This window comes from Limimaricola sp., assembly GCF_016125575.1.
Taxonomy (GTDB): Bacteria; Pseudomonadota; Alphaproteobacteria; order Rhodobacterales; family Rhodobacteraceae; genus WGLM01.
Window position 1 is genome coordinate 171,650 of sequence record NZ_WGLM01000005.1, and the last position, 24,764, is coordinate 196,413.

At 60.4% G+C, this 24,764-nt stretch carries 20 protein-coding genes, 1 tRNA gene and 2 pseudogenes; 15 read left to right on the plus strand and 8 right to left on the minus strand.

Annotated features, from left to right (window positions below):
• The first annotated feature begins 21 nt into the window (after window positions 1-21).
• Complete coding sequence (locus GC146_RS12210; RefSeq protein WP_291838867.1) at window positions 22-1,638, plus strand: hypothetical protein; 1,617 nt, start codon at window positions 22-24, stop codon at window positions 1,636-1,638.
• 42 nt (window positions 1,639-1,680) lie between these two features.
• On the opposite strand, the gene csgH is transcribed toward GC146_RS12210, so the two are convergent.
• Window positions 1,681-2,091 carry a curli-like amyloid fiber formation chaperone CsgH gene (gene csgH / locus GC146_RS12215; protein ID WP_291838870.1) on the minus strand — a complete coding sequence of 137 codons (411 nt, stop codon included), beginning with the start codon at window positions 2,089-2,091 and terminating at the stop codon, window positions 1,681-1,683.
• A 68-nt stretch (window positions 2,092-2,159) separates the two neighbouring features.
• Window positions 2,160-2,504 (minus strand): hypothetical protein, encoded by a 345-nt coding sequence (locus GC146_RS12220; RefSeq protein WP_291838873.1) that lies wholly within the window; start codon window positions 2,502-2,504, stop codon window positions 2,160-2,162.
• Window positions 2,505-2,731: 227 nt separating this feature from the next.
• On the opposite strand from GC146_RS12220, the gene GC146_RS12225 reads away from it, so the two are divergent.
• Window positions 2,732-3,652: a 5-formyltetrahydrofolate cyclo-ligase gene (locus tag GC146_RS12225; RefSeq protein ID WP_291838876.1), complete on the plus strand. Its 921-nt coding sequence runs from the start codon at window positions 2,732-2,734 to the stop codon at window positions 3,650-3,652.
• Here the strand turns inward: GC146_RS12225 and GC146_RS12230 are convergent.
• Window positions 3,649-5,097: a mannose-1-phosphate guanylyltransferase/mannose-6-phosphate isomerase gene (locus tag GC146_RS12230; RefSeq protein ID WP_291838879.1), complete on the minus strand. Its 1,449-nt coding sequence runs from the start codon at window positions 5,095-5,097 to the stop codon at window positions 3,649-3,651. The genes GC146_RS12225 and GC146_RS12230 overlap by 4 nt on opposite strands.
• Before the next feature lie 651 nt (window positions 5,098-5,748).
• On the opposite strand from GC146_RS12230, the gene GC146_RS12235 reads away from it, so the two are divergent.
• From GC146_RS12235 to GC146_RS12265, 7 genes are all read left to right on the plus strand, one after another.
• Window positions 5,749-6,372, plus strand: a complete 624-nt coding sequence (locus GC146_RS12235; RefSeq protein WP_291838882.1) for a response regulator transcription factor — start codon at window positions 5,749-5,751, stop codon at window positions 6,370-6,372.
• 457 nt (window positions 6,373-6,829) lie between these two features.
• Window positions 6,830-8,062, plus strand: a complete 1,233-nt coding sequence (locus GC146_RS12240; protein ID WP_291838885.1) for a site-specific integrase — start codon at window positions 6,830-6,832, stop codon at window positions 8,060-8,062.
• Window positions 8,063-8,415: 353 nt separating this feature from the next.
• The gene (locus tag GC146_RS12245; protein ID WP_291838888.1) at window positions 8,416-8,601 is read left to right on the plus strand and encodes an AlpA family phage regulatory protein; all 186 of its coding nucleotides are present in this window, start codon (window positions 8,416-8,418) and stop codon (window positions 8,599-8,601) included.
• A 375-nt stretch (window positions 8,602-8,976) separates the two neighbouring features.
• The gene (locus GC146_RS12250; protein ID WP_291838890.1) at window positions 8,977-9,864 is read left to right on the plus strand and encodes a toprim domain-containing protein; all 888 of its coding nucleotides are present in this window, start codon (window positions 8,977-8,979) and stop codon (window positions 9,862-9,864) included.
• Window positions 9,861-11,360 carry a YfjI family protein gene (locus GC146_RS12255; RefSeq protein WP_291838892.1) on the plus strand — a complete coding sequence of 500 codons (1,500 nt, stop codon included), beginning with the start codon at window positions 9,861-9,863 and terminating at the stop codon, window positions 11,358-11,360. Before GC146_RS12250 ends, GC146_RS12255 begins: the two co-directional genes overlap by 4 nt.
• A 368-nt stretch (window positions 11,361-11,728) precedes the next feature.
• The gene (locus GC146_RS12260) at window positions 11,729-12,574 is read left to right on the plus strand and encodes an MBL fold metallo-hydrolase (RefSeq protein ID WP_291838893.1); all 846 of its coding nucleotides are present in this window, start codon (window positions 11,729-11,731) and stop codon (window positions 12,572-12,574) included.
• Between the two features lie 27 nt (window positions 12,575-12,601).
• Window positions 12,602-13,093 (plus strand): hypothetical protein, encoded by a 492-nt coding sequence (locus GC146_RS12265; protein WP_291838895.1) that lies wholly within the window; start codon window positions 12,602-12,604, stop codon window positions 13,091-13,093.
• A 301-nt stretch (window positions 13,094-13,394) separates the two neighbouring features.
• On the opposite strand, the gene GC146_RS12270 is transcribed toward GC146_RS12265, so the two are convergent.
• The 4 genes and pseudogenes from GC146_RS12270 to GC146_RS12285 form a co-directional block, all read right to left on the minus strand.
• Window positions 13,395-16,847 carry a P-loop NTPase fold protein gene (locus tag GC146_RS12270; protein ID WP_291838897.1) on the minus strand — a complete coding sequence of 1,151 codons (3,453 nt, stop codon included), beginning with the start codon at window positions 16,845-16,847 and terminating at the stop codon, window positions 13,395-13,397.
• 179 nt (window positions 16,848-17,026) lie between these two features.
• Window positions 17,027-17,692, minus strand: a pseudogene (locus tag GC146_RS12275) (IS5 family transposase); the annotation flags it as partial.
• A 431-nt stretch (window positions 17,693-18,123) separates the two neighbouring features.
• Window positions 18,124-18,213: transfer RNA gene (locus GC146_RS12280), tRNA-Ser, on the minus strand.
• A 22-nt stretch (window positions 18,214-18,235) separates the two neighbouring features.
• Complete coding sequence (locus GC146_RS12285; RefSeq protein ID WP_291838900.1) at window positions 18,236-20,293, minus strand: tetratricopeptide repeat-containing sulfotransferase family protein; 2,058 nt, start codon at window positions 20,291-20,293, stop codon at window positions 18,236-18,238.
• Between the two features lie 129 nt (window positions 20,294-20,422).
• Here GC146_RS12285 and GC146_RS12290 point away from each other — a divergent pair, with 129 nt between their 5' ends.
• On the plus strand, window positions 20,423-21,268 hold the full coding sequence (locus GC146_RS12290) for a hypothetical protein (RefSeq protein ID WP_291838903.1): 846 nt from the start codon (window positions 20,423-20,425) through the stop codon (window positions 21,266-21,268).
• On the opposite strand, the gene GC146_RS12295 is transcribed toward GC146_RS12290, so the two are convergent.
• Window positions 21,265-21,612 (minus strand): hypothetical protein, encoded by a 348-nt coding sequence (locus GC146_RS12295; RefSeq protein ID WP_291838906.1) that lies wholly within the window; start codon window positions 21,610-21,612, stop codon window positions 21,265-21,267. The two genes, GC146_RS12290 and GC146_RS12295, sit on opposite strands and share 4 nt — an antisense overlap.
• A gap of 186 nt (window positions 21,613-21,798) precedes the next feature.
• On the opposite strand from GC146_RS12295, the pseudogene rplU reads away from it, so the two are divergent.
• The 5 genes and pseudogenes from rplU to GC146_RS12320 all read left to right on the plus strand — a co-directional run.
• Window positions 21,799-22,233, plus strand: a pseudogene (gene rplU, locus GC146_RS12300) (50S ribosomal protein L21); the annotation flags it as partial.
• A gap of 27 nt (window positions 22,234-22,260) precedes the next feature.
• On the plus strand, window positions 22,261-22,530 hold the full coding sequence (gene rpmA, locus GC146_RS12305; RefSeq protein WP_291838908.1) for a 50S ribosomal protein L27: 270 nt from the start codon (window positions 22,261-22,263) through the stop codon (window positions 22,528-22,530).
• Between the two features lie 148 nt (window positions 22,531-22,678).
• Window positions 22,679-23,218, plus strand: a complete 540-nt coding sequence (locus tag GC146_RS12310; protein WP_291838912.1) for a GNAT family N-acetyltransferase — start codon at window positions 22,679-22,681, stop codon at window positions 23,216-23,218.
• Window positions 23,188-24,231 (plus strand): GNAT family N-acetyltransferase, encoded by a 1,044-nt coding sequence (locus tag GC146_RS12315; protein WP_291838915.1) that lies wholly within the window; start codon window positions 23,188-23,190, stop codon window positions 24,229-24,231. Before GC146_RS12310 ends, GC146_RS12315 begins: the two co-directional genes overlap by 31 nt.
• The gene (locus GC146_RS12320) at window positions 24,224-24,745 is read left to right on the plus strand and encodes a GNAT family N-acetyltransferase (protein ID WP_291838917.1); all 522 of its coding nucleotides are present in this window, start codon (window positions 24,224-24,226) and stop codon (window positions 24,743-24,745) included. The genes GC146_RS12315 and GC146_RS12320 overlap by 8 nt, the downstream gene beginning before the upstream one ends.
• The last annotated feature ends 19 nt before the right edge of the window (window positions 24,746-24,764 follow it).

The following is a 24,764-nucleotide window of genomic DNA, read 5'->3' on the forward strand; positions in this document are numbered from 1 at the left end:
CAGGAACAAACGAAACCCGCGATGATACCGCCCGATCCTGCACCCGATCCGCGCGACGTCGCCGAATTGCTGGCGCTGATCGCCGAGCGTGAAACACGGGGCGGTCGGCCGTGGTGTCCGCCGCACGCGGCACGCGCACTTGATCGGGCAATTCGGTTTCGGACACGGGCCCTGAACGGTCTGGCTCGCCCCGCGCTGCGACTGGGCCGTGCGATGGAGGCTGCCGATCGGCGCGGCAGTGTCAATTTCCTGCATGGGCGGGTGGCGGTGCTGCGGCCGGACAGGTTCGCCGCGGCATTTGCGAACGCTGATTTGCCCGCGGGGATCAGGGCCGAGGCACGCGCGATTGTCTTCGCGCCCGGGCCACTTGGCGCGTCGACGGGCGGGCCGTTCCGGTTGACCTTTGCCGCGATGCCGCTCGTTGCGGCCTACTGGGATTTCTGCCGCATGGCACTGGGCCCCGAGACTGTCGATGCACTTGTCTCGAAACTGGCCGAGGGCGCGCAGGCAGAAGAGGTGGCCGGACAATTGACGCAGGCCTTGCGCGACTGGCTGCGCCCGCGGCTTGAAAGTGAACATGCGCTTAAGCAGGCGCTGGTGATACGGCGGTTCCTTCAAGCCGCGGAGATCGGTCAAGCGGCCGAGATTGGCGACGAGACGATCCTGGGTTTTTGGCAACAGGCGGTGTCCGACCCGCCACCCGTCGAAGGTTTCCGGCTTTTTCGCGGTGCAATGCGCCGTCTTGTGGCCTATCGCCGCGCGCTGGCCCTCGCCGAGACAGAGGCCGCCGCCGCGGCAGATGGCACCGAAACTTTGGCGGCGCTCGCCGATGAAGGGGATGATGACACACCGCTCGGCCAGCCGGCGCTGCGACGCGCTGAGGCGAGCGAAGGCTGGGTTTCGCCCCTTGAGGGACTGTTCGCTGGCAGCGCGCCTGTCAAATGGCTGACCGGAACCGACCGCGCAGCACTTGGTGCTTTTCTGGCTGATCCGGGCGCGCCTCCGGGGCTGGGACGCGGCGCGTTTGACGGCGATCGGCCCGAGGCCGCCATGACCCACAGCGCGTGGCGCTTCGATCTGTTCGGCGGGCTTCAGGAACGGATGGCCAATGGCCGCCTGCATTGGCCTCCGCCCGGGGCCGAGGACTATGCCGCGCGGGCGGCACGGCTGGACAAGATCGCCGAACGCATCGTGCAAACCCAACTCGCCGCGGCATGGCACCTTGTCGACGCGGGGCGGTTCGAAGGGCTGACACTGCTGTCGCAGATTGATCCTGCGGGCTTGCGTGACTGGTTGGGCACGGCCCTGTCCGGCCCGCGCGACAGGCCTTTGACCGAGATTGCCCGCGCCGCGATGGAAATGCGCCCCGGGTTGTTGGGGGCACGGCTCCGTCAGGCGGCCCGAAAAGTGACAAGACAGGGCTTTCGTCCAACCGATGAGGATATGCCGGAACGGCTGGACGCGATGGCAGAGGGGGCGGTTCATCTCGGACCGCTGCTCGACGAAATCGAGGCGCATCGAAACTGGATGGCCCGGCGCGGCGCCGAGGTGCTTCATGCGGCCGACATTGCGGTCTTTGGGCCGGTCTTTGAGGGGCTTTACGGAAAGGCGGACGGGCATGGCGTGGCCTCCGGTTAAGGGCCACCCCGGGACGGGAAGATCGCCGGGACGACCGCAAGCTCAGGATGGCGGGGTGCAGGGCAGGGGGGCGCCTTCGATGGTCAATGCAACCTCGGGTGCGGTGCCGTTGCCGCCGAGCGCATAGCGCGCAAGCGCAACGCTTTCACCCGCCGCAAGGTTGAATTCTCCACCCTGGCGAAAACGGCTCCTCGTATTGCCGCTGGTCTGGATGACGGTCAGCGCAAATCGCCCCTTTGCCGGGCTGCTGGCGGTCAGAACGGGGCGTGTCATGGCACCTTCAGGCTGCAGGGCGCAGGATAGTGCGGATTGCGGTTGATCCTGCGTCTCGGGCCCAGAAAGCGGCAAAACCTCGGCGCGGACAGGAGGGGTGAAGGGCGGTGGTCCGGGCAGGTCAACCGGGTGGGCGGTTGCGCCGAACAGCAACATCAGAAGGATATCGAGAAAGGACATGGCAGTCTCCGGAAGGTGTGAGGGAAAAGGCCCCGGGGCGCGTTTGCTGCCCCGGGGGCATGGCTTGGTCACCGGATTTCGGCGACACCCCAGAACTGGCCGATGACGCAATCGTCGCCCTCGGTCATGTAGCTCTGCTCGTCGTAGGTCAGCCAACGCCAGTAGGCGATGTTGCCATTGCGATCCCGCATGGTGCAGATGTCGGCCGCAGGCATCGGCTCTTCGTACCAGCCGTCATCCTGAGCGTCGCCGTAGTCGCCATATCCGGTGTCATTGCCGCTGTTGATATTGATGTTGATCGAGCCGGCAGAGCCGTAATTGCCGACATTGACGTCGATATTGCCGCCGGCAAAAGCGGGGCTTGCGCCGAGGGCGATGATGACGGCGAGGGTTTTGGTGATGTTGAGTTGCATTGTCGTTCTCCTTGGTTTGGTTGACACCCAAGGAAAGCGGAGGGTTCGCGGGGTTTTTCGCAGCGCGGTCCACGGGGCCTGATGAATCTGCAAGTTCTTGGTGCCATGGCGGTTCCGGTCAGTCGGGCGTCGGGCCCAGCCACGCGGGACGGACCTGACGCGTCATGATCAAGACATCATGATCGCTGTCGCGTCACGATTTCCCAGTGACAGGCAAGGAGGCAGACTTGATTACGTTGCAGGATGGCCGGTTCGAAATTGATGCCGCGATTGTGGCCGAGGGGCTTGGCCTGACGCCGCAGGCCGTCATGCAGGGCTTGCGCGATGGCACGATCACGACGCGAAGCGAACATGGCGAGGGGGAGGATGCCGGGCGCCACAGGCTGACCTTCTTTGGTCCCGGCAAACGCCTGCGGTTGATCATGGATGAAACAGGACAGATCCTGAAACGCACCGTCGCTGCCCATCGTGGCCCGTCTACGGTTATGCCAACAAGCGGCAGCTTTGCCTCGCCTCCCTGTTTTCTGCACGAGTTGGATGCCGAGGCGGATGGTTTGCCGGCCGCGTCCGATCCGGTGCAGGCGCGCGACGTGGCCCGCTGGCGCAAGGCAGAGCGGGAACGCCTGTTGTCGGAACGCGCCGCGCTGCCCGTCGCGACACGGGAGGCGGCCGCGCGCGCGATTGCGGCCCATCTGGACGCACTTCTGGGGGATGTGACGGGCAAGACCATCTCGGCCTATTGGCCGATCAAGTCGGAACTGGATCTCAGGCCGTGGCTGATGTCGTTGAACGAGCGTGGGGCAACCGCTTGCCTGCCGCTGGTCGTGGAAAAGTCAGCACCGCTGCGGTTTCGGGCATGGGGCGCCGGAACGCCGATGGAGCGGGGCATCTGGAACATTGCCGTGCCCGCGTCAGGCGACTGGCTGGTGCCCGACATCCTGATTGCACCGGTCGTGGGCCATGACGCCGGCCTTTACCGACTGGGTTATGGCGGCGGCTATTTCGACAGGACACTGGCAGCCATCGGGGCATCGGCCACGGCTATCGGCATCGGGCTGGCGTCCAGCCGTGTCGCCACGATCTTTCCCCAGTCGCACGATGTGGCCATGCGCGCGATCGTGACCGAGGACGGGATCTTGCGCGGCTAACCCTTGGCACCTTGGCCCCGTGCATAGACATCGTCGTAGCGGATGATGTCATCCTCGCCGAGATAGCTGCCGGTCTGCACCTCGATCAGTGTCAGCGGCACCTTGCCGGGGTTCTCCATGCGGTGCACGGCACCCAGCGGCACAAAGACCGACTGGTTCTCGGACACAAGCTGTACCTTGTCACCGATCGTGACCTTCGCAGTCCCCTCTACCACGATCCAGTGCTCTGCCCGGTGGTGGTGGCTTTGCAGGCTCAGGGCCGCGCCGGGGTGGACCACGATTCGCTTGACCTGGAAACGGGGCCCGATCACGAGGCTTTCGTACCAGCCCCATGGCCGATAATCGCGCGGCAGGGTTTCGGCCTGCGTGGCGCCCTTGGCCTTGAGCGCGGCGACAGCCTGCTTGACCTCCTGCGCGCGGTCCTTGTGGGCCACAAGCACCGCATCGGGCATGGCCACCACGATCGTATCGGCCAGGCCAATCCCGACGACCTCCTGCGCGTCGCTTGTCGGCCGCAGCAGCGTGTTGGTGCAATCAATGGCCGTGGCGTTGCCATGGGCGACGACACCCGCCGCGTCGGGCGAGGTTTCGCGCCACACGGCCTGCCAGTCGCCCAGGTCCGACCAGGCCCCGCCATAGGGCACAACGGTGATATTGCGGGCCCGTTCCATCACCGCGTAGTCGATCGAAATATCGTCCAGTGCGCCCCATGGATCGGGATCAAGCCGGGTAAAGCCCATATCGCATGTCGCGCCCTCGATGGCGGCGCGGCAATGCGCAAGTGTCTCCGGCGCGTGGGTCGCGAAGGCCTCGATCACGGCCGTGGTCGTGAACATGAATATACCGGCATTCCACAGGTGCATGCCGCCGGCAAAGAGCCGTTCGGCGGTGGCGAGGTCGGGCTTTTCGACGAAGGCGCGCAAGGGCTGCGGGGTGGCGCTGAATGCTGCATCGGGTGCGGCGGAAAGTTCCAGCCAGCCATACCCCGTTTCAGGACGGTCTGGGCGGATCCCGAAGGTCACCAACTGGCCGTCCATGGCCGCGGGCGCCGCGGCGGCGACGGTTTGCTGAAACCGTGCGATATCGGGGATGACATGGTCCGCAGGTGCGACAAGCATCAGCGCACCGGATGATCGGGCATCAAGCGCCAGCGCCGCAGCGCAGACCGCGGCGGCTGTGTTGCGCGCAGCGGGTTCGATCAAGATATCCGCCGCCGCCATTTCGAGCGCTGCCAGTTGTTCGGTGACCATGAAGCGAAAATCGGCCCCGGTGACAACGTTTGGCGCCGCAAACTCCTGCCCCTTCAACCGCCGTGCAGACGCCTGAAACAGGCTTTCTTCACCAACGAGGCGTACAAACTGCTTGGGATACGATTTGCGCGACAATGGCCAGAGCCGTGTGCCGGAGCCACCACAGAGAAGCACGGGATGGATCTGGAGCGTCATCGTCTATCCTTCTGACAGAGGCCTGGAGGCGTCTTGTGGCAATGCGTTGTCCCAACGGGCGATGTCCAGCGGGTGCTGTCAAGTCCCTAGCATGCTACGTCCGCCGAAAGCGTATTATCGCAATTACCGAAATGCCATGTATTTCACACCGGATCTTGAACCGTAATTCAAGAGGACCATTCGAAAGCTTTACATCCACGTCTCAGGCGTGACAAATGGGGTTGAGAGGTCCAGGTGCGCTGCCGGCGCGGGTTGGAGCCGGAGTTGACAGCGGTCAGATCATCGCTCTTGGCGCAGTAGTCTGACCACGACGAAACGGTGTGCCTTCCGGCCCATTGGGGCTAGCCGGTATTACCTGGGCTGGCAACACCCAAGGCGCTGATATCGTGACAGTAGTCGCGTTGTCACCATGTGCCTGCAGATGCGAAAGTGACGGGATGCCGGCATGGTCCATTGCCGGCTCACCGTCATCGGGGAGAGGTTGCGCGGCATACTGCCTTTGCGCAAAAAGTGATTAGAAAGAGCACGTATGCTCTTATGAGGAAGCAAGGTTTGGCTTTCATATGTTGACAAAGATATGACAGCCATTGTTAGACACTACAAATTTGGTTTCTATTTGGCGAATTCATTTCGCGGAACAGGGTAACAGCAATGGCGAGAATCCTGCTTGCGGACGGACAGGTTCTGGTTCGCGAATTGGTCACCGCATTGTTGTTGGGTATGGAGGGTGACTTCGCAGTCGCTGAAACCGGCAGCCTGGTCGAGACATTGGGTACAATCTCTGCCTCGGGCCCGTTCGACCTCGTGGTGATCGACGCCGAATTGCCAGGCCTTCACGGCCTGCGCGGTTTTGGGCGTGCGATAGATGCCAGCACGCCCGCACCGGTCGCGTTGTTGACCGGTAATCCCAGCAATTCGCTGGTGACCGAGGCGCTGCGCATGGGGGCGGCAGGATGCATCCCCAAAACGCTGCCGTCGAGATCGTTTATCAATGCCGTCAATTTCCTGCTGGCCGGAGAGACCTATCTGCCGCCCTCGGTGGTCACGGCCACGATTGAAGATGACGGGATGGGCCTTATCGACGGCAAGCTGACGCCCCGTGAAAAGGCCGTTTTGCGCGGTCTGGTCGATGGGCGCAGCAACAAGGAGATTGCCATCGCGCTTCACCTGTCGCTCCCCACGGTGAAGACGCATGTTCGCTCGATCTGCAAGAAACTGGGCGCTGACAACCGCACCCATGCCGTCGTCATCGCCCGCCATGAGAACTGGTTCTGATCGGCCAGTCGTGCACGTTCATCAGCACTGAAAAGCTTTGTGACTGAGCGCGCGATGGTGCGGCTGCAGATCAGTTTGCACTTACCAGCGCTGACTCGGGTCTAACATTGCCGCGAGCCGTGCCAAACTGCCGTTCGTCCGGCGAAGTCAGTCGTCCAAAGCTCCGTCCACTTGCGCCTGTCTTCGGTTCGCTTTGAAACGTCGTCCCGAGCAGACAGGACGAGAGCACAGCGTTCGACAAGACACGGACGTTCCGCATCTCCGTTCGGGAATCGTTGGTTAAATCAGCGTCTGAAAGTGGCGGAGAGACAGACGCCCATAGCCGATTCCAGAGACTTCCGACAATGTGCTATAACGCTTTGTGAAAAAACGGAAATATGGCATTTTGTTTCCAGCAAGCTCTTGCAACTTCCGGGGGTATCCGCGATTCTGAGGGGGAAGAGCTGGGGGAAGTTGAATGTTCGATTCCGCAAAATTACGCGGCGCCAACCGACTGACGGCGGCCTTGGTCCGGAACGTGAAGGAACCGGGCAAGTATCACGACGGCGGCGGGTCTGGTCTCTACCTGCGGGTTGAGAAGAACGGGGCCAAGTTTTGGGTGCAGCGGATCACCTTCGGCGGTAGGCGCCGCGAACTGGGGATGGGAAGTCCTCCCGTGGTGACACTTGCAATGGCGCGCGACAAGGCCATCGACAACCGGAGACTGATTCTGGCCGGGGGCGATCCGCTGCGCCAAAAGTGGGACACCAAGACACGTTCGACGTTCGCAGAGGTGGTTGAGAGCTATCTTACAGCCAAGCTTGGTGAGTTCAAAAACGAAAAGCACCGCAAGCAGTGGCGTTCGACTCTCGACAGCTACGCCATTCCGGTACTCGGTCGGGAAAGCATACACAACATTCAGGTGAAGGACGTTCTGGGCGTGTTGGAGCCGATCTGGACCACCAAGACCGAAACAGCCAGTCGCCTTCGCCAGCGGATCGAAGCGGTGTTCTCGTGGGCAATCGCGAGTGAAATACGTCAAGGCGACAACCCGGCCCGCTGGAAGGGCAATCTGTCGGAAATGCTGCCCAAGCCGGGCAAGCTCACGAAGGGCGCGCATTTCCCGGCGTTGGCTTTGGCAGATGCGCCACGCTGGTGGCGCGCGCTTCTCAAGCGCGATGGGATGGCCGCCAAAGCGCTGCAATTTGCCTGCCTGACAGCCTCCCGATCGGGCGAGGTCAGGGGAATGATCTGGGGCGAGGTGGACTTGGACAAAGCGTTGTGGATCATCCCGGCCGAACGGATGAAGGCCGGGCGCGAACATCGCGAGCCACTGTCCGCACCAGCGGTGGAGCTTCTACGCAGATTGCCACGGCTAGTGCACTCGCCTTACGTGTTCTTCGCGCCGCAAGGAGGCATGCTCTCTGACATGTCCGTCTCGGCCGTCATGCGGCGGATGCAAGAGACAGAGGTTGCCAATGGGGGCCCGGGCTTCCTTGACCGTCAATCGGGCCGGCCTGCGGTTCCGCACGGGCTTCGCTCAACCTTTCGAGATTGGGCGGCTGAACAGGGCATCGACAACACGCTGGCGGAAGTGGCGCTAGCACATCAGGTCGGCAATGCTGTCGAGAGGGCCTACCTACGCTCCGACATGTTGGAGCGGCGGCGAGGTGTGATGAAAAACTGGGCTGACTTCCTACATGAGGTTTGAAGGATAACAAACTGATAAATATTATAAAAAAATTGTTACAAAAGATGTGATCTGATCTGAAAAAATAGATGAAAATCGCCTCTGGGCTTGCATTTTCCCCCAGAAAGAACGCTAACCGATTGAAATAAAAAGCAGTACTTCCATCGCTGGCGGCCGTTTGACGGCTTTGCCTTCGTGGGCGCAAAAAAGATCTACGAGGTGCTTGTAGGTAGTTGGCGCTTCGTGTCGGCTCCGGTGCGTCAACACCGGAACCGACGGGAAGTCAGGTCTTTTGGAAAACCCTGCCTTTTCGATACTGCCGCAAACGCCCGGCGTCAAAACTAATTGGCCGGGCATGTCGTGAGGCAAGTTGCATGCAGGAACGTATCTATCGGCGGACCGATGTCGAGAAACTGGTTGGGCTGTCCCGCTCCACCCTCTATGCCATGATGGCCGAGGGTGCCTTCCCGAGGCCCGTAAAACTTGGCAAGCGGGCCGTAGGGTGGCGCGAACGGGATGTTCGTGCCTGGCTCGAAACCCGCACCACGAACGCGGGCTGACCCCATGGACATGATTGAAGAAAAGCGAACCGGCCCTGAGGCCGGTGATAGGGCAATTGCGCGGAGCACGTCGTTTCTTGTGCCGAGAGACGCAGACGGGGGCTCGCTGCAGCGTGTCGACCGCCGCGAGACGTCTGACGCCTATCGAAGTGAGATGTTCCGCTTTGGCCGCTTCCGCGTTGCCGTCTGTAGGGATGGGCTGCAATGGCTCTACCAGCGACGCAGGCCCGGATTTGCGGGCGTGGGAACGGCGTGGGACACGTTGGGCTACTGCGCGACCAGAACGGCGCTGATCCGGCTCCACCGTTCGCATACGGGCACTGACGGGCCGGAGCTCTACGCACTTCCAGAACATATCATGCGGAGGAACGCAGAATGACCAATGCCTACACGCTAACCATCGCGCTTGGAGGCAAATGGGCCAGTGGTTCCGGGACGGCTTGTTGTCCCGCACATGATGACCACACGCCGAGCCTCAGCATCGCGGACGGCATGAATGGGCAACTGCTGCTCTATTGCCATGCCGGGTGTGACTACGCGGAGATCAAGGGCGCGCTGCGCGGGCGAGGGTTGATCGATGGCGGGGGAGCGTTCCGCCCGATTGGCGCGATCCTTCGTGCCGAGCGTCTGGCTAAGAAGGTAGCCGAAGCCGAAAGACGATCCCGTCTCGCTTGCAAGTTATGGAAGGAAGCTCTGCCGATCACCGGCACACCGGCCGAGCATTACATGAGAAGCCGAGGCATCTTCTGCGAGCTTCCCTCTTGCATGCGTTACAAGGAATCCTGCTGGCATTCGACCGCGACACGGCTTCCAGCGCTGGTTTCTTGGATACATGTCAAGGAAGGCGCCGGCTGCGCTGTCCATCGGACCTACCTCAAGGAAGACGGGTCGGGCAAAGCCGACGTGACCCCAGCCAAGGCAATGCTTGGGCCTGCCTCGGGCGGGGCCGTGCATCTGTCGAATGACCCCGGCCCGCTTGTCGTTGCCGAGGGTCTGGAAACTGCCCTGTCGCTGCGCTGTGGTATCCTGCCGGGCCCGGCGACGATCTGGGCAGCACTGAGCGCGAGCGGCATGGCAGCGCTACGCCTGCCGGAGCGGCGGGGACGGCTGATTGTGGCACCCGACGGCGATCCGGTCGGACGCAAAGCGGCGGAAGCACTTGCGACCCGGGCGCATGGATTGGGCTGGCAGGTGTCGCTGCTCATCCCGCCCGAGGGCTTTGACTGGAACGATGTTCTGATGGGAAAGGCGGTGGCGGCATGAACGTCTATCCGAACGCGCGCCCCTTTGTGCCCGATTGGCCGGAGCCCGCGCCGCGCTTCATGCGCGACGAACTACCGCCCGCCCCAGCGCTGCGGCTGGCAGAGGTGTTCGGCCTACGCTGGGCTGACTGGATAACGCGCGCCGCCGAGGCAAAGTCGGCCCCGCCAGATTACGTGATGGCAGCTGTCCTCGCGGTAGCAGGGTCGGCCATCGGCAACACCCGACTAGTCGCGCCTTGGGCCGGATGGGCCGAGCCCCCAATCCTCTGGACGATGGTCATCGGCTCACCATCGAGCAACAAGTCGCCGGGGCTTGATGCGGTGCTGTCCGCACTCAAACTGGTCGAGCGGGACATGCGGCAAGGCGTGGAAGCAGAGCATGCCGCTTGGGCCGAAAAAGACGAGCTGGCAAAGCTGGCCGAAAGCGCTTGGAAGGAAGCCGCCAAGAAGGCCCTCAAGGATGGCGAGGAGCCGCCCAAGCGTCCTGCTGAGGCCGATCCGGGCCCTGAGCCCTTCCTGCCGCGCCTGTCCATCGCTGACGGAACTGTCGAGCGCTTGGCGGTCATCGTGGCAAAGCAGCCGCGCGGCACGCTGATGGCGCGCGATGAGTTGGCCGGCTGGCTGATGGGAATGACCCGCTACGCGGGCGGCGGCTCTGACCGCCCGTTCTGGTTGGAGGCCTATGGCGGGCGCGGCTATACCGTCGAGCGGATGGGCCGCGAGCCGGTCCATGTCGATCGCCTGTCCATCGGCGTGACAGGGGGCATTCAGCCTGACCGGCTGCGTACCCTTCTGATGAAAGCCGACGATGACGGCTTGCTGGCGCGATTCATACCGATCTGGCCCGACCCGGTGCCGATCAAGCGACCAACCGGCAATGCGAACGAGGATTTTATCGCCGCTGCCTTGTCGCGGCTCTACCGCCTCAACATGGCGACGGACGAGCACGATGAGTTGCGGCCATGGCTTATCCCCTTCACCGAGGAGGCCCGTGTTCTTCTAGACGCTTTCCGCCACGAAATGCGCGGCTGCGAGGGCGGGGCCGAAGGGCTCTTGCTGTCGTTCATTGGCAAATTGCCGGGGCTGGCGGTGCGGCTGTCCTTGGTGCTGGCCTTCCTTGATTGGGTGGCCGGCAGCGACATGGAGCCCTACGAGATCACGCCTGACCACTTTGGCCGGGCGGCTCACTTTGTCGAAGACTACGCCTTGCCGATGGCGCGACGTGCCTACGCCGATGCCGCATTGCCGAAGCCTGAGCGCGCAGCCCGGCGGCTGCTGGCCCTGATCCAAGAACGAGGCTGGGAGCGTTTCACCTCACGTGAGGTGCTGCGACTGGATCGTGCCGGGCTAACCACCGCGGCGGAACTAAAGCCAGCTCTGAGCGTTCTGGAAGAGGCCGACGTAATCCGGTCTGTTGAGGCAGACCCCGGCCCACGCGGCGGCCGGCCCGCCAAGCTGTTCATGGTCAATCCGGCGATCATGAGCGGCAGCGCATGACATAACTGGCAAGCACCCGCGACGCGTCCGAGAGGGCTGACAAAACCGACACAACCGACCTAACCCTGTCTGAAAGGCTGACGGAGCGCGGTTGTGTCGGTTAAGTCAGTTTTGTCACCAGAGAGGTAAAGTTGCCAGCGACGGTCCCTGAACGGGTCGCGCGAAAAGGGCCCTTGCTTCGTGGAACCTGAGCCAGCGTGGCGCGAGTTGAAGGTTATGACGGGCGGGACGCCGACGTTCGCTGCGCTAAGCACCGAGGTCCGAGTTGCGGGAGGAAGCCGCCGTTTGTGAATATTTTCGCTCATCGGTTGAAAGGTAACGCGCTCGTGGCTACCTTGGCGAAAAATTGTCGGGTCTAAGGGCAGATAATGGCAACTGAGATTCATTTTGTAGATGTTGGCCAAGGAAACATGGTTCTGATCAAGGCTGACGATGGAAATCGGTTTGTCTTTGACTGCAACATAACTCAGAACAACGAGGCACGAGTTCTCGCCTACGTTGCCAAGGTCTTCGGGAAAGGTAATTCCATCAAGGCGTTTATCTGTTCGCATCGGGACGCAGATCATATGCGCGGCGTGAAGAATCTCCACGCGCAGAATCCGATTTCGAAAATTTGGGACTCTGGCTACCCAGGGACAACAACCGACTCGACGGAGTACAAAGAGTACATGAACCTGCGCCGAGAGGTTGGTGAACGCGTAATCAAACGCAAGACACGGGACGATTATGGAAAGACCCGTTTGCGGTTCATGAGTGACGCCGACGAACGCCTACCAAATGACGCAAACGCCCAAGGGATTGTGATCAAGGTTGAGCAAAGAAGCCGGACAGGTGATAGCTGTCTGGCAAGCGCGATGTTGCCCGGCGACAGCGACGCGGAAATCTGGAAAGATGGGATCCTCAAGGATTATACAACGACAGATGTGCAGTCCTCAATATTGATGGCAGCGCATCACGGATCAAACTCATTCTTCGACATCCCAAGCGACAGTTACTGGTATACTAACCATCTTCAAGCGATTAACCCTGCCATGGTTATAGTCTCTGTTGGCCTTAACACGCACGGCCATCCCAAGAAGGAGGCGCTTGATTTTTATGAGCAGCATGCAACTGGCGCAGACAACGGCCACAAGGTCGCTCGGACAGACAATAAAGGGACCATGAAGCTGACGCTGAAGACAGAGGGTGGCTGGCAGTTACAATATAACCAATAATGGTTACATGAGCGAAGGAAGCACAGGATGTTGAGTGACTTGCTAGACAAGCTAACGTCCTACAATCTCTTCAACTATCTTCTTCCGGGGGCAGTATTCGCGTATTTCGCGGAGCGCAGTTTTGCCATCAAGCTGGTTCCGGATGATCTGGTTACTGCCGCTTTCGTCTACTACTTTTTGGGCGTTGTGATAAGTCGTTTTGGCTCATTGGTGCTTGAGCCACTGTTGAAGAAATTTCGGGTTGTGAAGTTCGAGCCTTACCCGGCCTTCCTTACCGCATCCGAGAAAGATGCAAAGATTGAGGTCTTGGTTGAGGCAGCAAATATGTACCGGACATTTGTCTCCGCAATGGTGCTTCTCCTACTGCTTGCCGCCTACCTTAAAGTAGAGGCTCTTTACCCCTCTTTGTCGGGATGGCGCAGTCTAATTGGAGGGTTGGCATTGGCTTTTGTTTTTCTGTTCGCTTACAAGAAGCAGACTGATTACATCGCCAACCGCATTCGAAAACTGAACAGTTAACTTGTCTTTTGTTGATTTCTGACGGTCCGCTGTGGACTCGATGCTGCCGCTCGTCGCGGTTGGCCCGAATGTCCGCAAAGGGCCGTTTTCAGCCGTGGACATGAGGCGCGGTAAATAGTCTTTCGATATAAGATGAACCAAGGTCTTATTTGGGCGGAGAGCGGCCGTTCTCTGCGCGCGCATCCGACTTTTTCGGAAACGAAGAAGCCGACGTTGATCTTATTTTTCAAAATTGGGTTCGAGCAGAAGGCAACTGCACTTCCACTTGACCCAAAGTAAAACCTTGCGTCCACAGAAACGGCTATGCTCCGTCTTCGCTAGCGTTGGATGCATCACTGTCCAATGGGGTCAATTTGATGCCGAGTTTGCTGGCTAGGGTATCGATGCGTTGCGGCGCCACTTCGGAACGAACGCTTTCAATCACCTCTACAAAGTGACCTCTTTGTTCGTCTTCAACCTTGGTAAGCGCAGATTTCAACGAACTAGTATGCCTCTCCACAAAACCTACACCTTGCTCGCTCGCGGATGCGATGGCCGGCGTGGCAAAATTTCTCACTTTTGCATCGTCGGATGACTTGGAGAATATCTTATCGGTAAGTTCCGAGAACCTGGCTTGCACATATCCGAAGGTTTCTTTGTTTGTAGAAACGCCTCCCATCCGGTCCGCTATTGCCTTGGGCATCGCAGCTCGTGCCTGAGGAGGAATAGAGTCCAAAAGTTTATCACTCAAATTTGGCCGCTTGCCAAGCTGAGCTTGTCCAGACATCAACTCAACCACAAGATCAGAAAATGGTTCTTGGAACCTATGTGCAGGAAGCTTGAAGTCTCTCAGGGTAGCCTCAACGGACAATACCGTAAGCACAACACTATCGGATGCTAGGTGGGTTCTCCATTCCTCGTCCGAAACTTCCGTCAGGACCTTTTCAGCCGCAGCGTGAAAAAGCTTCCAGCCATTTTCTTCACGATTAGCTGTATCCCGCAAGAGGGAAATGGAAATAGATTTGAGATCTAATTTCTTCACATCGTCATCTTGAACGATCCTACCTGTGTTTTTCAGAACCAGATCGGTCCTGTCATCAAACGTGCTCCGAATTAGATCATAGTGGTTAATGAGTGTCCTCAAAGGCAGTGGATACAGGTCATCCCTCTCGCCCAAGCGTTCAGCAACAGAGGAGTAGAGTTCTTGGCTCGGTGAAGTTTTGGCAGCCAATTCTATCCAATGTGATACCCTTTGTTGGCGAATAACATGAGAAGCCAGTTCATCGACTACCGCATCGGACAACTCGACGGAACCAGTCAAAACTTGACTTAACCACTGTCGTGCCGGTTGAAGGTTCCCAAATGGTGGCTGGTTCGTGTTTCCGCCGACTTCAAATGTCGCCGTCTCAAGGCTCTCCAAAGTCAACCATACAGTCGCAGCCAGCGCTCTATCCGCTTCCTTTGATTGTTTCGTGGCGTCTGCATGCCAAGCAAGGGTCCCGTTGTTGGAAAGCATTCTAAGCAACTCAATAGCATTCTTGTTATTAGAAATCGCACCATAGGTGGTAATAAAGTTCTCAGCACGAGAGGCGAAATAGTCTTCTTCACCGCCAAATGTTTGGTTCGTTAGCTGATCGTGCTGGTGTTGCAGTAACGCAAAAAGATCGGACGCATTCAATGAATTTGCCGACTTTAGCTGTTCGAAAACATAGTCAAATTTTAGCGGATCGTCTGACCAAATCTTTTTGAGGGGTTCCAAGAATGCCTTCGAAGAGATTGAAGGCTTGAACTTCGAAAACGACAGGCCAATCTCATCACAATCATAGGCAACACCGAGTACAAATTGTACATTTTGAGGCAACCGAAATTCATTGAGCAAGGGAGCGGCGAATGCTTCTAAGTTGCCTTCGGTATCATTGACGAGGGTACCGAGTGACTTGACCCAAATTCTACCATCATCGAAAGTTGCCTCCTTCGCGTCGAAGCAGTTCGTCATCCATTCAGCCAAGCGAAGTGCTATCGGCGAACGCTGATCACTTGGGCATAGATCAATTATCGCGCGCAAGTTTTGCACGTCTTTGGGTTCTTCAATTTTTGTAGAACTCAAATCATCTAGCCCCAAGAGAAATAACTTTAGCGCATGGGGAAAGGTCTGGTCATCCAGAGAAACGGAACTCAGGTTTTGGGCGACTTGGGCAAATGTGGCTGCCGCTTCCTTTGCCCAAATTGATGCCTGCGCCTCCAAAATTTCAATCAAAACCTGTCGAAATCCCGGGGCACCCGAAAGGGATTGAAGCTGATCGGGATCCTTATCCACGAGCGCCGCAGAAACAGGACCTTCCAGCAATACTTGGTACGCCAAATGCGGTTCAACGTTGTAGGCAATCGCCGCTAGGTGCCGGTTCAAGTCATCATCACTGGAATTAACCAAATATGGCGCTAACTTATCTGATATATCAGTTAGTAGCCGCGGTCCACGTTCTATATCGTCTCGAAAGACTTGATACAGCGCAATTGTGTCGAGAGGTATTTTCCCTTCCCACTGCGCGAAAATGCTTGAGACTTCATTGACGAAAGAAATGACTTGCCTTGGAGTGACGGGGCGATTTTGTCCTAGCGTCGACCGTTGGAAGATTTTCGTTACGTTATAGATTGCGCTTCTATCATAAAAGTTCGGTAGCCCTTTTCGAAGAGTAGATTCAATGTGCTCGGATACATTCGAAGCAATTGGGGGCGATACCCGAAAGATTTCGTCAAATGTTTTTCGGAATAGATCTTTTTCGGAGGGGCCGTTCGGGCCACTGTCAGATATCGCCCCTAAGACGTGAGCTCGGTCATATGGTACGATCGCGGTGCACGCGCGTTGATCTTTGTTCGGGTTGGCCGGATCGCCAGAAAACACTGCTCGGATATCTGCCCAGGCGTTGGAAATACTGCCTTTTGGAAGGCGGTCGATGTTGTCGAATACGATGACGATCCGATCTTTGTTTTCTTGAAGAACCTCTAAAGTATCCAACAATGTGGTCTCAAATTCATACTCGTTGGGATCTTCTTCTCGAATATTTTGGGTAGTTGTCTCGTTTTCCTGCTGCTTGGTGAAAAGCGATGCCGACATCGAAAGTGCTTCGGCAAACTTTATTTCTTCCTTCTTGGCGCGCTTCCATACTCTGATAATGAACGCCCCATAAAGGAAAAGAACTAAGAGAATAGCTACAAACCAAACTGGAAAATAAATACCTAATATCGTGAACGAAGGTGCTGAGCCGCTCGTGGGGTTAATCGAAAATGGACTGAGCCAAGCAAATGCCAAAGGTAGCATCGGTCCGAACAAAATGAAGAGAACCCCAAACCAGTCAAGCCGCCTAAAAGAGTTTGATTTCGTTGTTACAGTCCGGTCACGAACTCTGTCGAGAAGTCCTTCCAGTCGAACAACACGGCTATTGTCATCGGAAAACTCACGCTTTCCCCAGTCGATCAGCTTCTCAAGGAAAGTGCGGCGGAATGGGCTGGTTTGGTTGCTCCACATGTCAAATGTGAAAAACCTAAAATTCGTATTTTCTGCCATTGACAACTCTTTAGAGGCGAGTTGAACCACCGTCGATTTCCCAGCCCCCCAATCGCCCTCCAACCCAATAGCACGATCTTCGTTATCAAATTCGACAATCGTTTTCGCCAGTTGACGGGCCGTTCGCAGGTGTCCCTTGCCTTCAAAATCGTCGTCTTTGGACGGTTGGTCGACGACAATTTGGCGCTGGAAAATATTCGCTTCACTCATTGCAGCATCCGAATTTGAATCACCCTAAATATGATTGTGCTGCTAACCTACCCGTCCACGAGAACGAAGACAAAACATATCGACGCTCACGCAGCATGTAGATACTCCATGTCGGCGCCACACAGGGCTCTGTTGCACAAATCGGATGACGGGCGCGGCTCCCGTTTCCCCGGTCGGATTTATCCCACGGTCTCTGTGACGGGTATGCCGAGGGCGGTGTAGCCGTTCAGGATGGCGATGTGGACCTAGATCTCGGCGACCTGCCGATCGAAGTCCCGGGCCATGAGCCGCTGGCCCAGTAGTTTCACGCTGTGCATCTTCGTTTCGACGCGGCTTCGGTGGTGATATCCGCTCCATCGTCGCCAGAATGCCCGGCCAAGGTATCTCGCGGCGCGGAGGGCCTCGTTGCGTGCCATGGCACCAGCAGTGATTACCTTCCAGGGCTTTGCGTTCCTGCAGGGCGGAATGACGGCATGAGCGCCGCGGTCGGCGATGGCGTCATGGCATTTGCGGGTGTCATACGCGCCATCTGCCGTGACTCTGCCGATCTCCTGATCCTCCGGGATTTGGTTGAGCGGGTCGGGCAGCACCGGCGCATCGCAGATATGGCTGCCGGTGATCTCGACGGCCCGGATCTCCAGCGTTTGCTCGTCGATCCCAAGGTGGATCTTGCGCCAGACCCGTCGTTTGGCGCCGCCATGCTTGCGGGCATGCCACTCACCTTCGCCCTCGACTTTGATGCCCGTGCTGTCGATCAACAGGTGCAGTGGCCCCTTGGTCCCGCGATAGCGGATATTCACCGCCAGGGTCTTCTGACGACGGGACTGCGTGCTGAAGTCGGGCACCGTCGGGGAAGCTGCACTGCAGCGCTGGCCAGCCTCGTGAGTGTCAGCTCTGGGCCGAAAGCGTAGCAGTAGGCGAGTTGCGTTTGCGCTCCGGGGGGCAGGCCGGTTCCGGCATCTGGGTGCCAGTTCTAAGTCTCTGACCGCGGGCTCGGACACGGGATCACCCCTTGATAGGCGTCATCGGGTCAACAGAAGGACATCGAAAGAGGATGGCGTGGAAGATAGCTCTGGGTTCGTAGGAACGTCCCGAGGCGTCGCAACGCCCGCCGTCTCTGTTGGGGCCCTCATAGCACTTCAGGCGCTTCGCTCCGACGCTCAATTTGCGTTGGAGCAGTTGGTCCATAGTCTTCGGTGTGGGGGAGGTTTAGGGGGAAGACCCTTTGGCCATTTTCGATATTTTGTAATGAAAACAGTACGTTACAATGATTTTTTGGCGGAGAGACAGGGATTCGAACCCTGGGTGGGCTCACACCCACAACGGTTTTCGAGACCGCCCCGTTCGACCGCTCCGGCACCTCTCCGCGGTCTGGCAGGGCTTTAATCTCAGTCCTCGGGAGGCGCAACCCCCAATTCCTCGAGCGCGTCGAGAAGCGGCTTGAGGTCCTCGCGGTAGCGTTCCCAGCTGCGCACAGAGCTGCGGTAAATCGGCTGGCGGACCTGGGCCACCGACAGGGTGCGCACGTCGCGGGCGGTCTTGTGGGGACTCAGAACCGCCTCTTCGAAGGGCAGCCCGCAATAGTCCAGCAGCGCGCGTGTCTGCGCTTCGGGTTCGGCGGTCAGCTGGTCGTAATCGAGGGTGTAGTAGCTTTCGGGAAACACGTCTTCCCAGAACTTCAGCATCTCGACATAGCCGGCATAGACCACCGCCAGCGCCCGCAGGTCCGAATTGTAAGGGTGCGAGCCGGTACGGAACTGGTTCTTGTAAATAGATAGCAGGTTGTCGCGCGGGTCGCGTTTCAGCATCACGATTTTCGACCGGGGCAGGGCGGCTTTCATCATCCCGATCAGGAAGTGATTCCACATGCCCTTGTCGGCAATACGAACGGCGTCGGGGGCCTCTATCCGGGCAATGCGGGCATAATCTTCGCCGGCCTTGTGCAGCGCAGAGGCATTGCCGAAAAGCTGCAGATAGGTCTTGCCCTTGCGCACCCGTTCGGCCCGGAAGATCTCGCCGATCCATGTTGCTTCACCAACGCCTGTGACGGTGGAATGCGATGACAGGATCTGTTCGGCCAGCGTGGTGCCAGAGCGCGGCAGACCGGACACGAAGATCGGGTCAAAAGGCTGCGGGTTGGCAGCTGCAATGGCCGGCAAGTCAATCTCTGTGGCCAGCGCGCGCGCCTCGTCAAGGATTTCGCGATAGCTGGCCAGATCGAGACCGGCGAGTTTCGCGGTGGCGGCGTTGGCCGCATTGAGAAAGCCAAAGACGCGATCGTATTCACCGGAATCCTCGAAGATCTTGCCAAGGGCAAAGCCCAGGCCGATGCGCGCATTCACGGGCAGGTCGGGGCGGTTGTAGATCTTCTCGATCCGCGGGATCAGCGGGTCGTCCTTCTTGAATTTGTAAAGCCGGCTGAGCATTGCGTAGGCCCCGGCATCGTCGGGGTTCAGCTCGATCGCCTTGAGGAAGTGGTCGGCCGCGGCACTGATATCGCCCTTTGTCTGCGCGACCTTGCCGGCGATCATCCATGTTTCCGCCTCTTCCGGCGAAAGCTGCTCCAGCCGATTGCGGATGTCGGCGGCCTCGTCGGTCTTGCCGATCTGGAAGAGTGTATTGGCAAGGGCGTGCAGAACGCCGGGATTGTCGGGCTCTTTCTTTTCGGCCGCGCGAAGTAGTTCAAGGCTCTTCGTGGGATTGCCGATCTCAAGAAGCGCGCGGGCGTAAAGCACCATCACACCAATCGAATCCGGGCGCAATTCATGGGCGCGCCGTAACTGGCGGGCCGCCTCCCGATCCTGATTGACCGTCATCAGGTAGCGGCCGAAATTGGTACGGATCTGCGGGGCAAGCGGGTCTTGCGAGATCGCCACGCGGTAGGTGGCGATCGCCTCTTCCTCCCGCATGTGCAGCCCCAGCGCGGTTGCCAACCCGTTGGTGATGACACTGACCTCGCCGAAGCGCGCGTGCAGATCCTGGGCCAGTGCCAGCCCGTTTTCCTTGTCACCGCGCAGGATGACACGGATCATCCGGTCGACCTCGGCGCGGGGCGCGCCGCCCAGGTCCACCTCGACGCCACGATTGGCCTTGGCCATCAGGTCTGCCTTCTCGGCCGGCGGCAATGGTGCCTGCGCCAGATCCCGGGTGAACCGCTTTATCTGGGAGGCGTTACCCAGATCGGCCAGCGCGATCAGCATGGCCCGCCAGATCACGCCCTGCTGCGGTGCGGCCGCGCGCGCGGCTGTCAGGTGCGGTAGCGCCTCGTCGGGTTTGCCGGCCTCGGTCAGGATACGGCCAATCTGGAATTGCGCCTGCGCCATCCGCGGGGCGACGGCCACGATCTCTTTGTAGATACCCAAGGCCTGAAGCGGCTGCCCCTGTTTCTGCAGATCGAGGGCGCGCTGAAACTGGGTCTTCACGGCCTGGGGCGAGAGAGGCGGCATGGGAGGCTCCATCAAGGCGTTATTGCCCGGCGGTGTAGCGCCTTTGCCGCGGCAGGCCAAGCCGCCGCCGTTGTGCCGGTACCAGTCGCGGGTTAGAACGGCACGACCCAAGCAAAAAGGCGCCTGCCCATGACCCTCAGTTTTCTTCGTGGTGCCGCAATTAGCCTGATGCTGGCGCTTGGTGCGGGCGCTCTGCGCGCCGACGAGGCGCCGGTTCCCGATCCTGTCGGCCAGATCGTCACGGCGATGCGCGGAGCCGAGATGATCGCGGTGATGCGCCTGGAGGGCGAGCAGTACGGCGATGCCTTGTCGCAGCAATATCTGGGCAGCCCCGGCACCGCCGGGTGGATCACGCAGGTCGACGCCATTTACGACCGGACGCTGACCATAGACCGGATTACCGAGGGGATGCGCGGGGCGCTGCAGGGGGCCGATACCGACGCGATCCTTACCTTCCTGACAAGTCAGACCGGCACGCGCTTTGCCGAGGCGGAATTGCAGGCCCGCCGTGCCATGCTGGACCCCCAGATCGAGGCGGCAGCTCTCGCCTCGGGGCGTCAAGCGGTTGCTGCGCAATCCCCGCGCGCGCTTCAACTTGGCCGCATGATGGACGCGACGGACATGGTCTCGACCAATACGGCGCTGACGCTGAACGATCTGCTGGCGCTGTTTCACGGGCTGCGCGACGGGCAATTCCCGGGCCTCGACATGAGTGATGCGCAGATCCTCGAAATTGTCTCGTCGCAGGCCAGCGACCTTGACCGGACCACCACCGATTGGCTGCACGGCTACCTGCAACTGGCCTATTCCAGCATTTCCGATGCCGATGTCGACGCCTACATCGCGTTTCTGGAGACCCCTGCGGGGCAAGCGTTCAACGCGGCGACATTCGCCACGTTCGGGACAATCTCTGAAGACATCAACACCGCGTTGGGCCACGCCCTTGCCGAGGCGGCGGGCCGCAAGCCGCTTTAGCCGCCGTAAAGCAGCAGCGTGGTGACAAGCGCGCCGGGGTTTTCGGCATAAAGGGCGTAGTTGCCGCGCAACTGGACCCGCCGGGTTGGCCGGTCCTGGGCGGGCACCCCGGCTGCATCAAAGGCCGCGTCGAGGGCCGGGCCGCCGCCTGCCGCGATCTGGTCCAGAATCTCGGGCCATGTCGACTTGACGGCAATCTCCACCGCGCCGCGCCGCTGCGCATCGGCAGTCCGCTGCGCCTCCGTCCGGGGCGGTCCGAAGATGCTGTCCGAGAGGTTGCCATCGGCGGTGCAGGCCGCCGCGAGAGCCAGCACAGGCAGCGATAGGAAGGGGCGGATGGCCATTGGTAAGGTCCCTCTGTCGGGCTTGACTTTATACCGACTTACGCAGATAAGCCCGCATCTCGGCAAGGACCTTGTCGGGACATGTACATAATGACGCCGATAGGCGCGCAGTCCAAGGGTGGCCATTCCGGCCGCGAACGCCCCGAAAACGGGGGACCTGCCGACGCGGAAACGAAGGAAGAAACGATGTTTGCGGTCCTCAAAACCGGCGGCAAGCAGTACAAGGTCGCTTCGGGCGACGTGCTGCGTGTCGAAAAGCTGGCGGCCGACGCCGGTGAAAAAATCCAGTTCAACGACATCCTGATGGTTGGCGACAAGATCGGCGCCCCCATGGTCGACGGCGCCGCCGTGCAGGCCGAGGTGATCGACCAGATCAAGGGCGAAAAGACGATTCACTTCGTTCGTCGCCGGCGCAAGCATTCGTCCAAGCGGACGAAGGGCCATCGCCAGCAACTGACGCTGGTGCGCATTACCGACATCCTCGAGGCGGGCGCTGACAAGACCGGCGTCAAGGCCGCGATCGGTGCGGGCAAGGCGCCTGCGGTTGTGGCCGAAGCCGCCCCCGCGACGGAAAAGCCCGCGGCCAAGAAGTCCGCCCCGAAAAAGACCGCGGCCGCCAAGGCCGCCGCTGCGAAGGAGTAATCGACCATGGCACACAAGAAAGCAGGCGGTTCGTCCCGCAACGGCCGCGACAGCGCAGGCCGGCGGCTTGGCGTCAAGAAGTTCGGCGGCGAGGCCGTGATTCCGGGCAACATCATCCTGCGTCAGCGCGGCACCAAGATGTGGCCGGGCGCGGGCGTGGGCATGGGTAGCGATCACACGATCTTTGCGACCACCACTGGCGCCGTGAAGTTCCACAAGGGGCTGAAAGGCCGCACCTTTATTTCGGTGCTTCCGGTGGCGGAGGCCGCAGAATAAGCCGACCCGGCATGGCAATAGCTTCAGGGGGATCGGCGAGGCCGGTCCCCTTTCGCTTTTGCGGCAGGAGCATGCCGGTGGCTGTCACGAAGAATTAGCCTCGATGGGTCAGAACGGCCCGCATGGGATGCCAGAGGAGGAGGTCCCGATGCTCGGAACACTTGCGCCACAGCCGACGATCACGACCGAACGGTTCGTGCTGCGCCCGCTGCGCCGCTCGGATGCGGGGTTGATCCGGCTTTACGCCGCGGACCCCCGCGTGGCGCGGGCCACCCAGTCGCTGCCACACCCTTTGCCGCCCGGTGCGGTCGAGGCGCTGATCGACCGCGCGCTGAGCCCGGAACGCAGCACGGATGTCTGGGCGATCGACGGCGCGACGCACGGGCTGGACGAAGTGCTGGGGCTGATCAGTCTGGAGCGCATGGACCGCGACCAGTCCGAGATTGTTTACTGGGTGGCGCCGGGGCTTTGGGGCACGGGCATTGCATCCGAAGCAGTGCGCGGATTGATCGAGGCCAACCCGCAAGGGGCCAAACAGATCTTTGCCGCCGTGTTTCAGGACAATCCCGGCTCGGCCCGTGTGCTGACGAATTGCGGATTTGACTACCTCGGCGATGCCGAGGCCTATTCTGTTGCGCGCGGCGCATTGGTGCCGACATGGACCTACGCACTGAAAACCGGGCGCTGATCCCGCCTGAAATCGTCACCGAACGGCTGCGGCTGCGCCCGCTGGCCGAGGGCGATCTGCCATGGATCGCCGCCGAGGCGGGTCGCTGGGATGTGGCGCGTTGGCTGACGCGGGTGCCGCACCCTTACACGCTGCAGGACGCCGCCGATTTCCTTGCACAGGTGCGCGCGGGGAGCATTGGCGCAGTCTGGGTGATCACCGAAGGCAACGTGCCGGTGGGTGTCGTCTCGGTTGGTGCAGAGCTCGGTTACTGGCTTAGCCCTTCGGCTTGGGGCCGGGGTGTCATGTCAGAGGCTGCAGGCGCCGCCGTCGCCGCGGCCTTTGCCGACCCGTCACGCGAGGAGATCGCGTCAAGCCATTTCGACGAGAATGACCGCTCGCGCCGAGTGCTGGACAAGCTGGGCTTTGTCGAGACTGGCCGCCACGCGCACGTCTCCCTCGCGCGGGGTGGCGAAGTACCGGGCCGCACCATGCGGCTGACCCGCACCGCCTGGGCGATGGCCATTGCCGACGTGTCGACCGCACGCCTGACATTGCGGCGCAACCTGCCCGGCGACGCAGGCCCGATGCACGCCATTGCCAGCGACTGGGACGTGGTGCGCATGCTGGCAGGCTGGCCCTGGCCGCCCGACCCCGCCTTCACCGCCAGCCGGTGCGAGCCCGTGCCCTACGAGGACGGCCTGTGCGGCGCTGTCTGCCGCGACGGTCACCTGATCGGCGGGATGGGTATTTATGGCGGAAAGCTGGGCTACATGTTCGCCCGCGACAGTTGGGGTCAGGGCTATGCCACCGAAATGGTGCGCGCCTTGGTCGATGCCAGCTTTGCCCGTTATGACTGGGACGCCATCACCGCCGATGTCTGGGCTGATAACCCGGCCTCGGCCCGCGTGCTGGAAAAGGCAGGGTTTCGACGGATCGGCACGGCGCGGCGGCCTTGTGCGGCCCGCGGTGCGGATGTTGACGCTGTCGACTTTGCGCTGAGCCGGGCGGACTGGCGGGCCCGCCATGACTGAGGGGCTGACCTACCGCGACCTTGCCGCGCATGATCTGGATGCGCTTCATGCGATCATGTCGGACTGGCAGGTGGTACGGCAACTGGGCAGCTGGCCGTGGCCTGCCGATCTGGCCTTTACCGCGGCCCGTTGCCGCCCCTTTCCCGCCGCGCGCGGCTTCATCTGGGGCTGCTTTCGCGCGGGCCGGCTGGTTGGCACGGTTGGCGTCAGCGATGGTGCGCTGGGATACTGCCTTGAACGTGCGTCTTGGGGTCAGGGCCTGATGACACGGGCTGCGACCGATGCGCTGGACGTGGCTTTTGCAGCCGGGCTTTCGGCCGTTGGCGCGGTCGTCTGGGCCGACAACGCGGCGTCAGCCCGGGTGCTGGATAAACTGGGGTTTGTCGTGACGGGCCGCACGCTGGAGATGAGCCGCGCGCGTGGTGTCCACACGCCTTGCGTCGCGCTGCGGCTGACCCGTGCGCGCTGGGATGCCTTGAGAAGCCCGCGCCGATGCAGTATCGCCGGGGCTTGACGCCGCGAAGGGCCGCCCG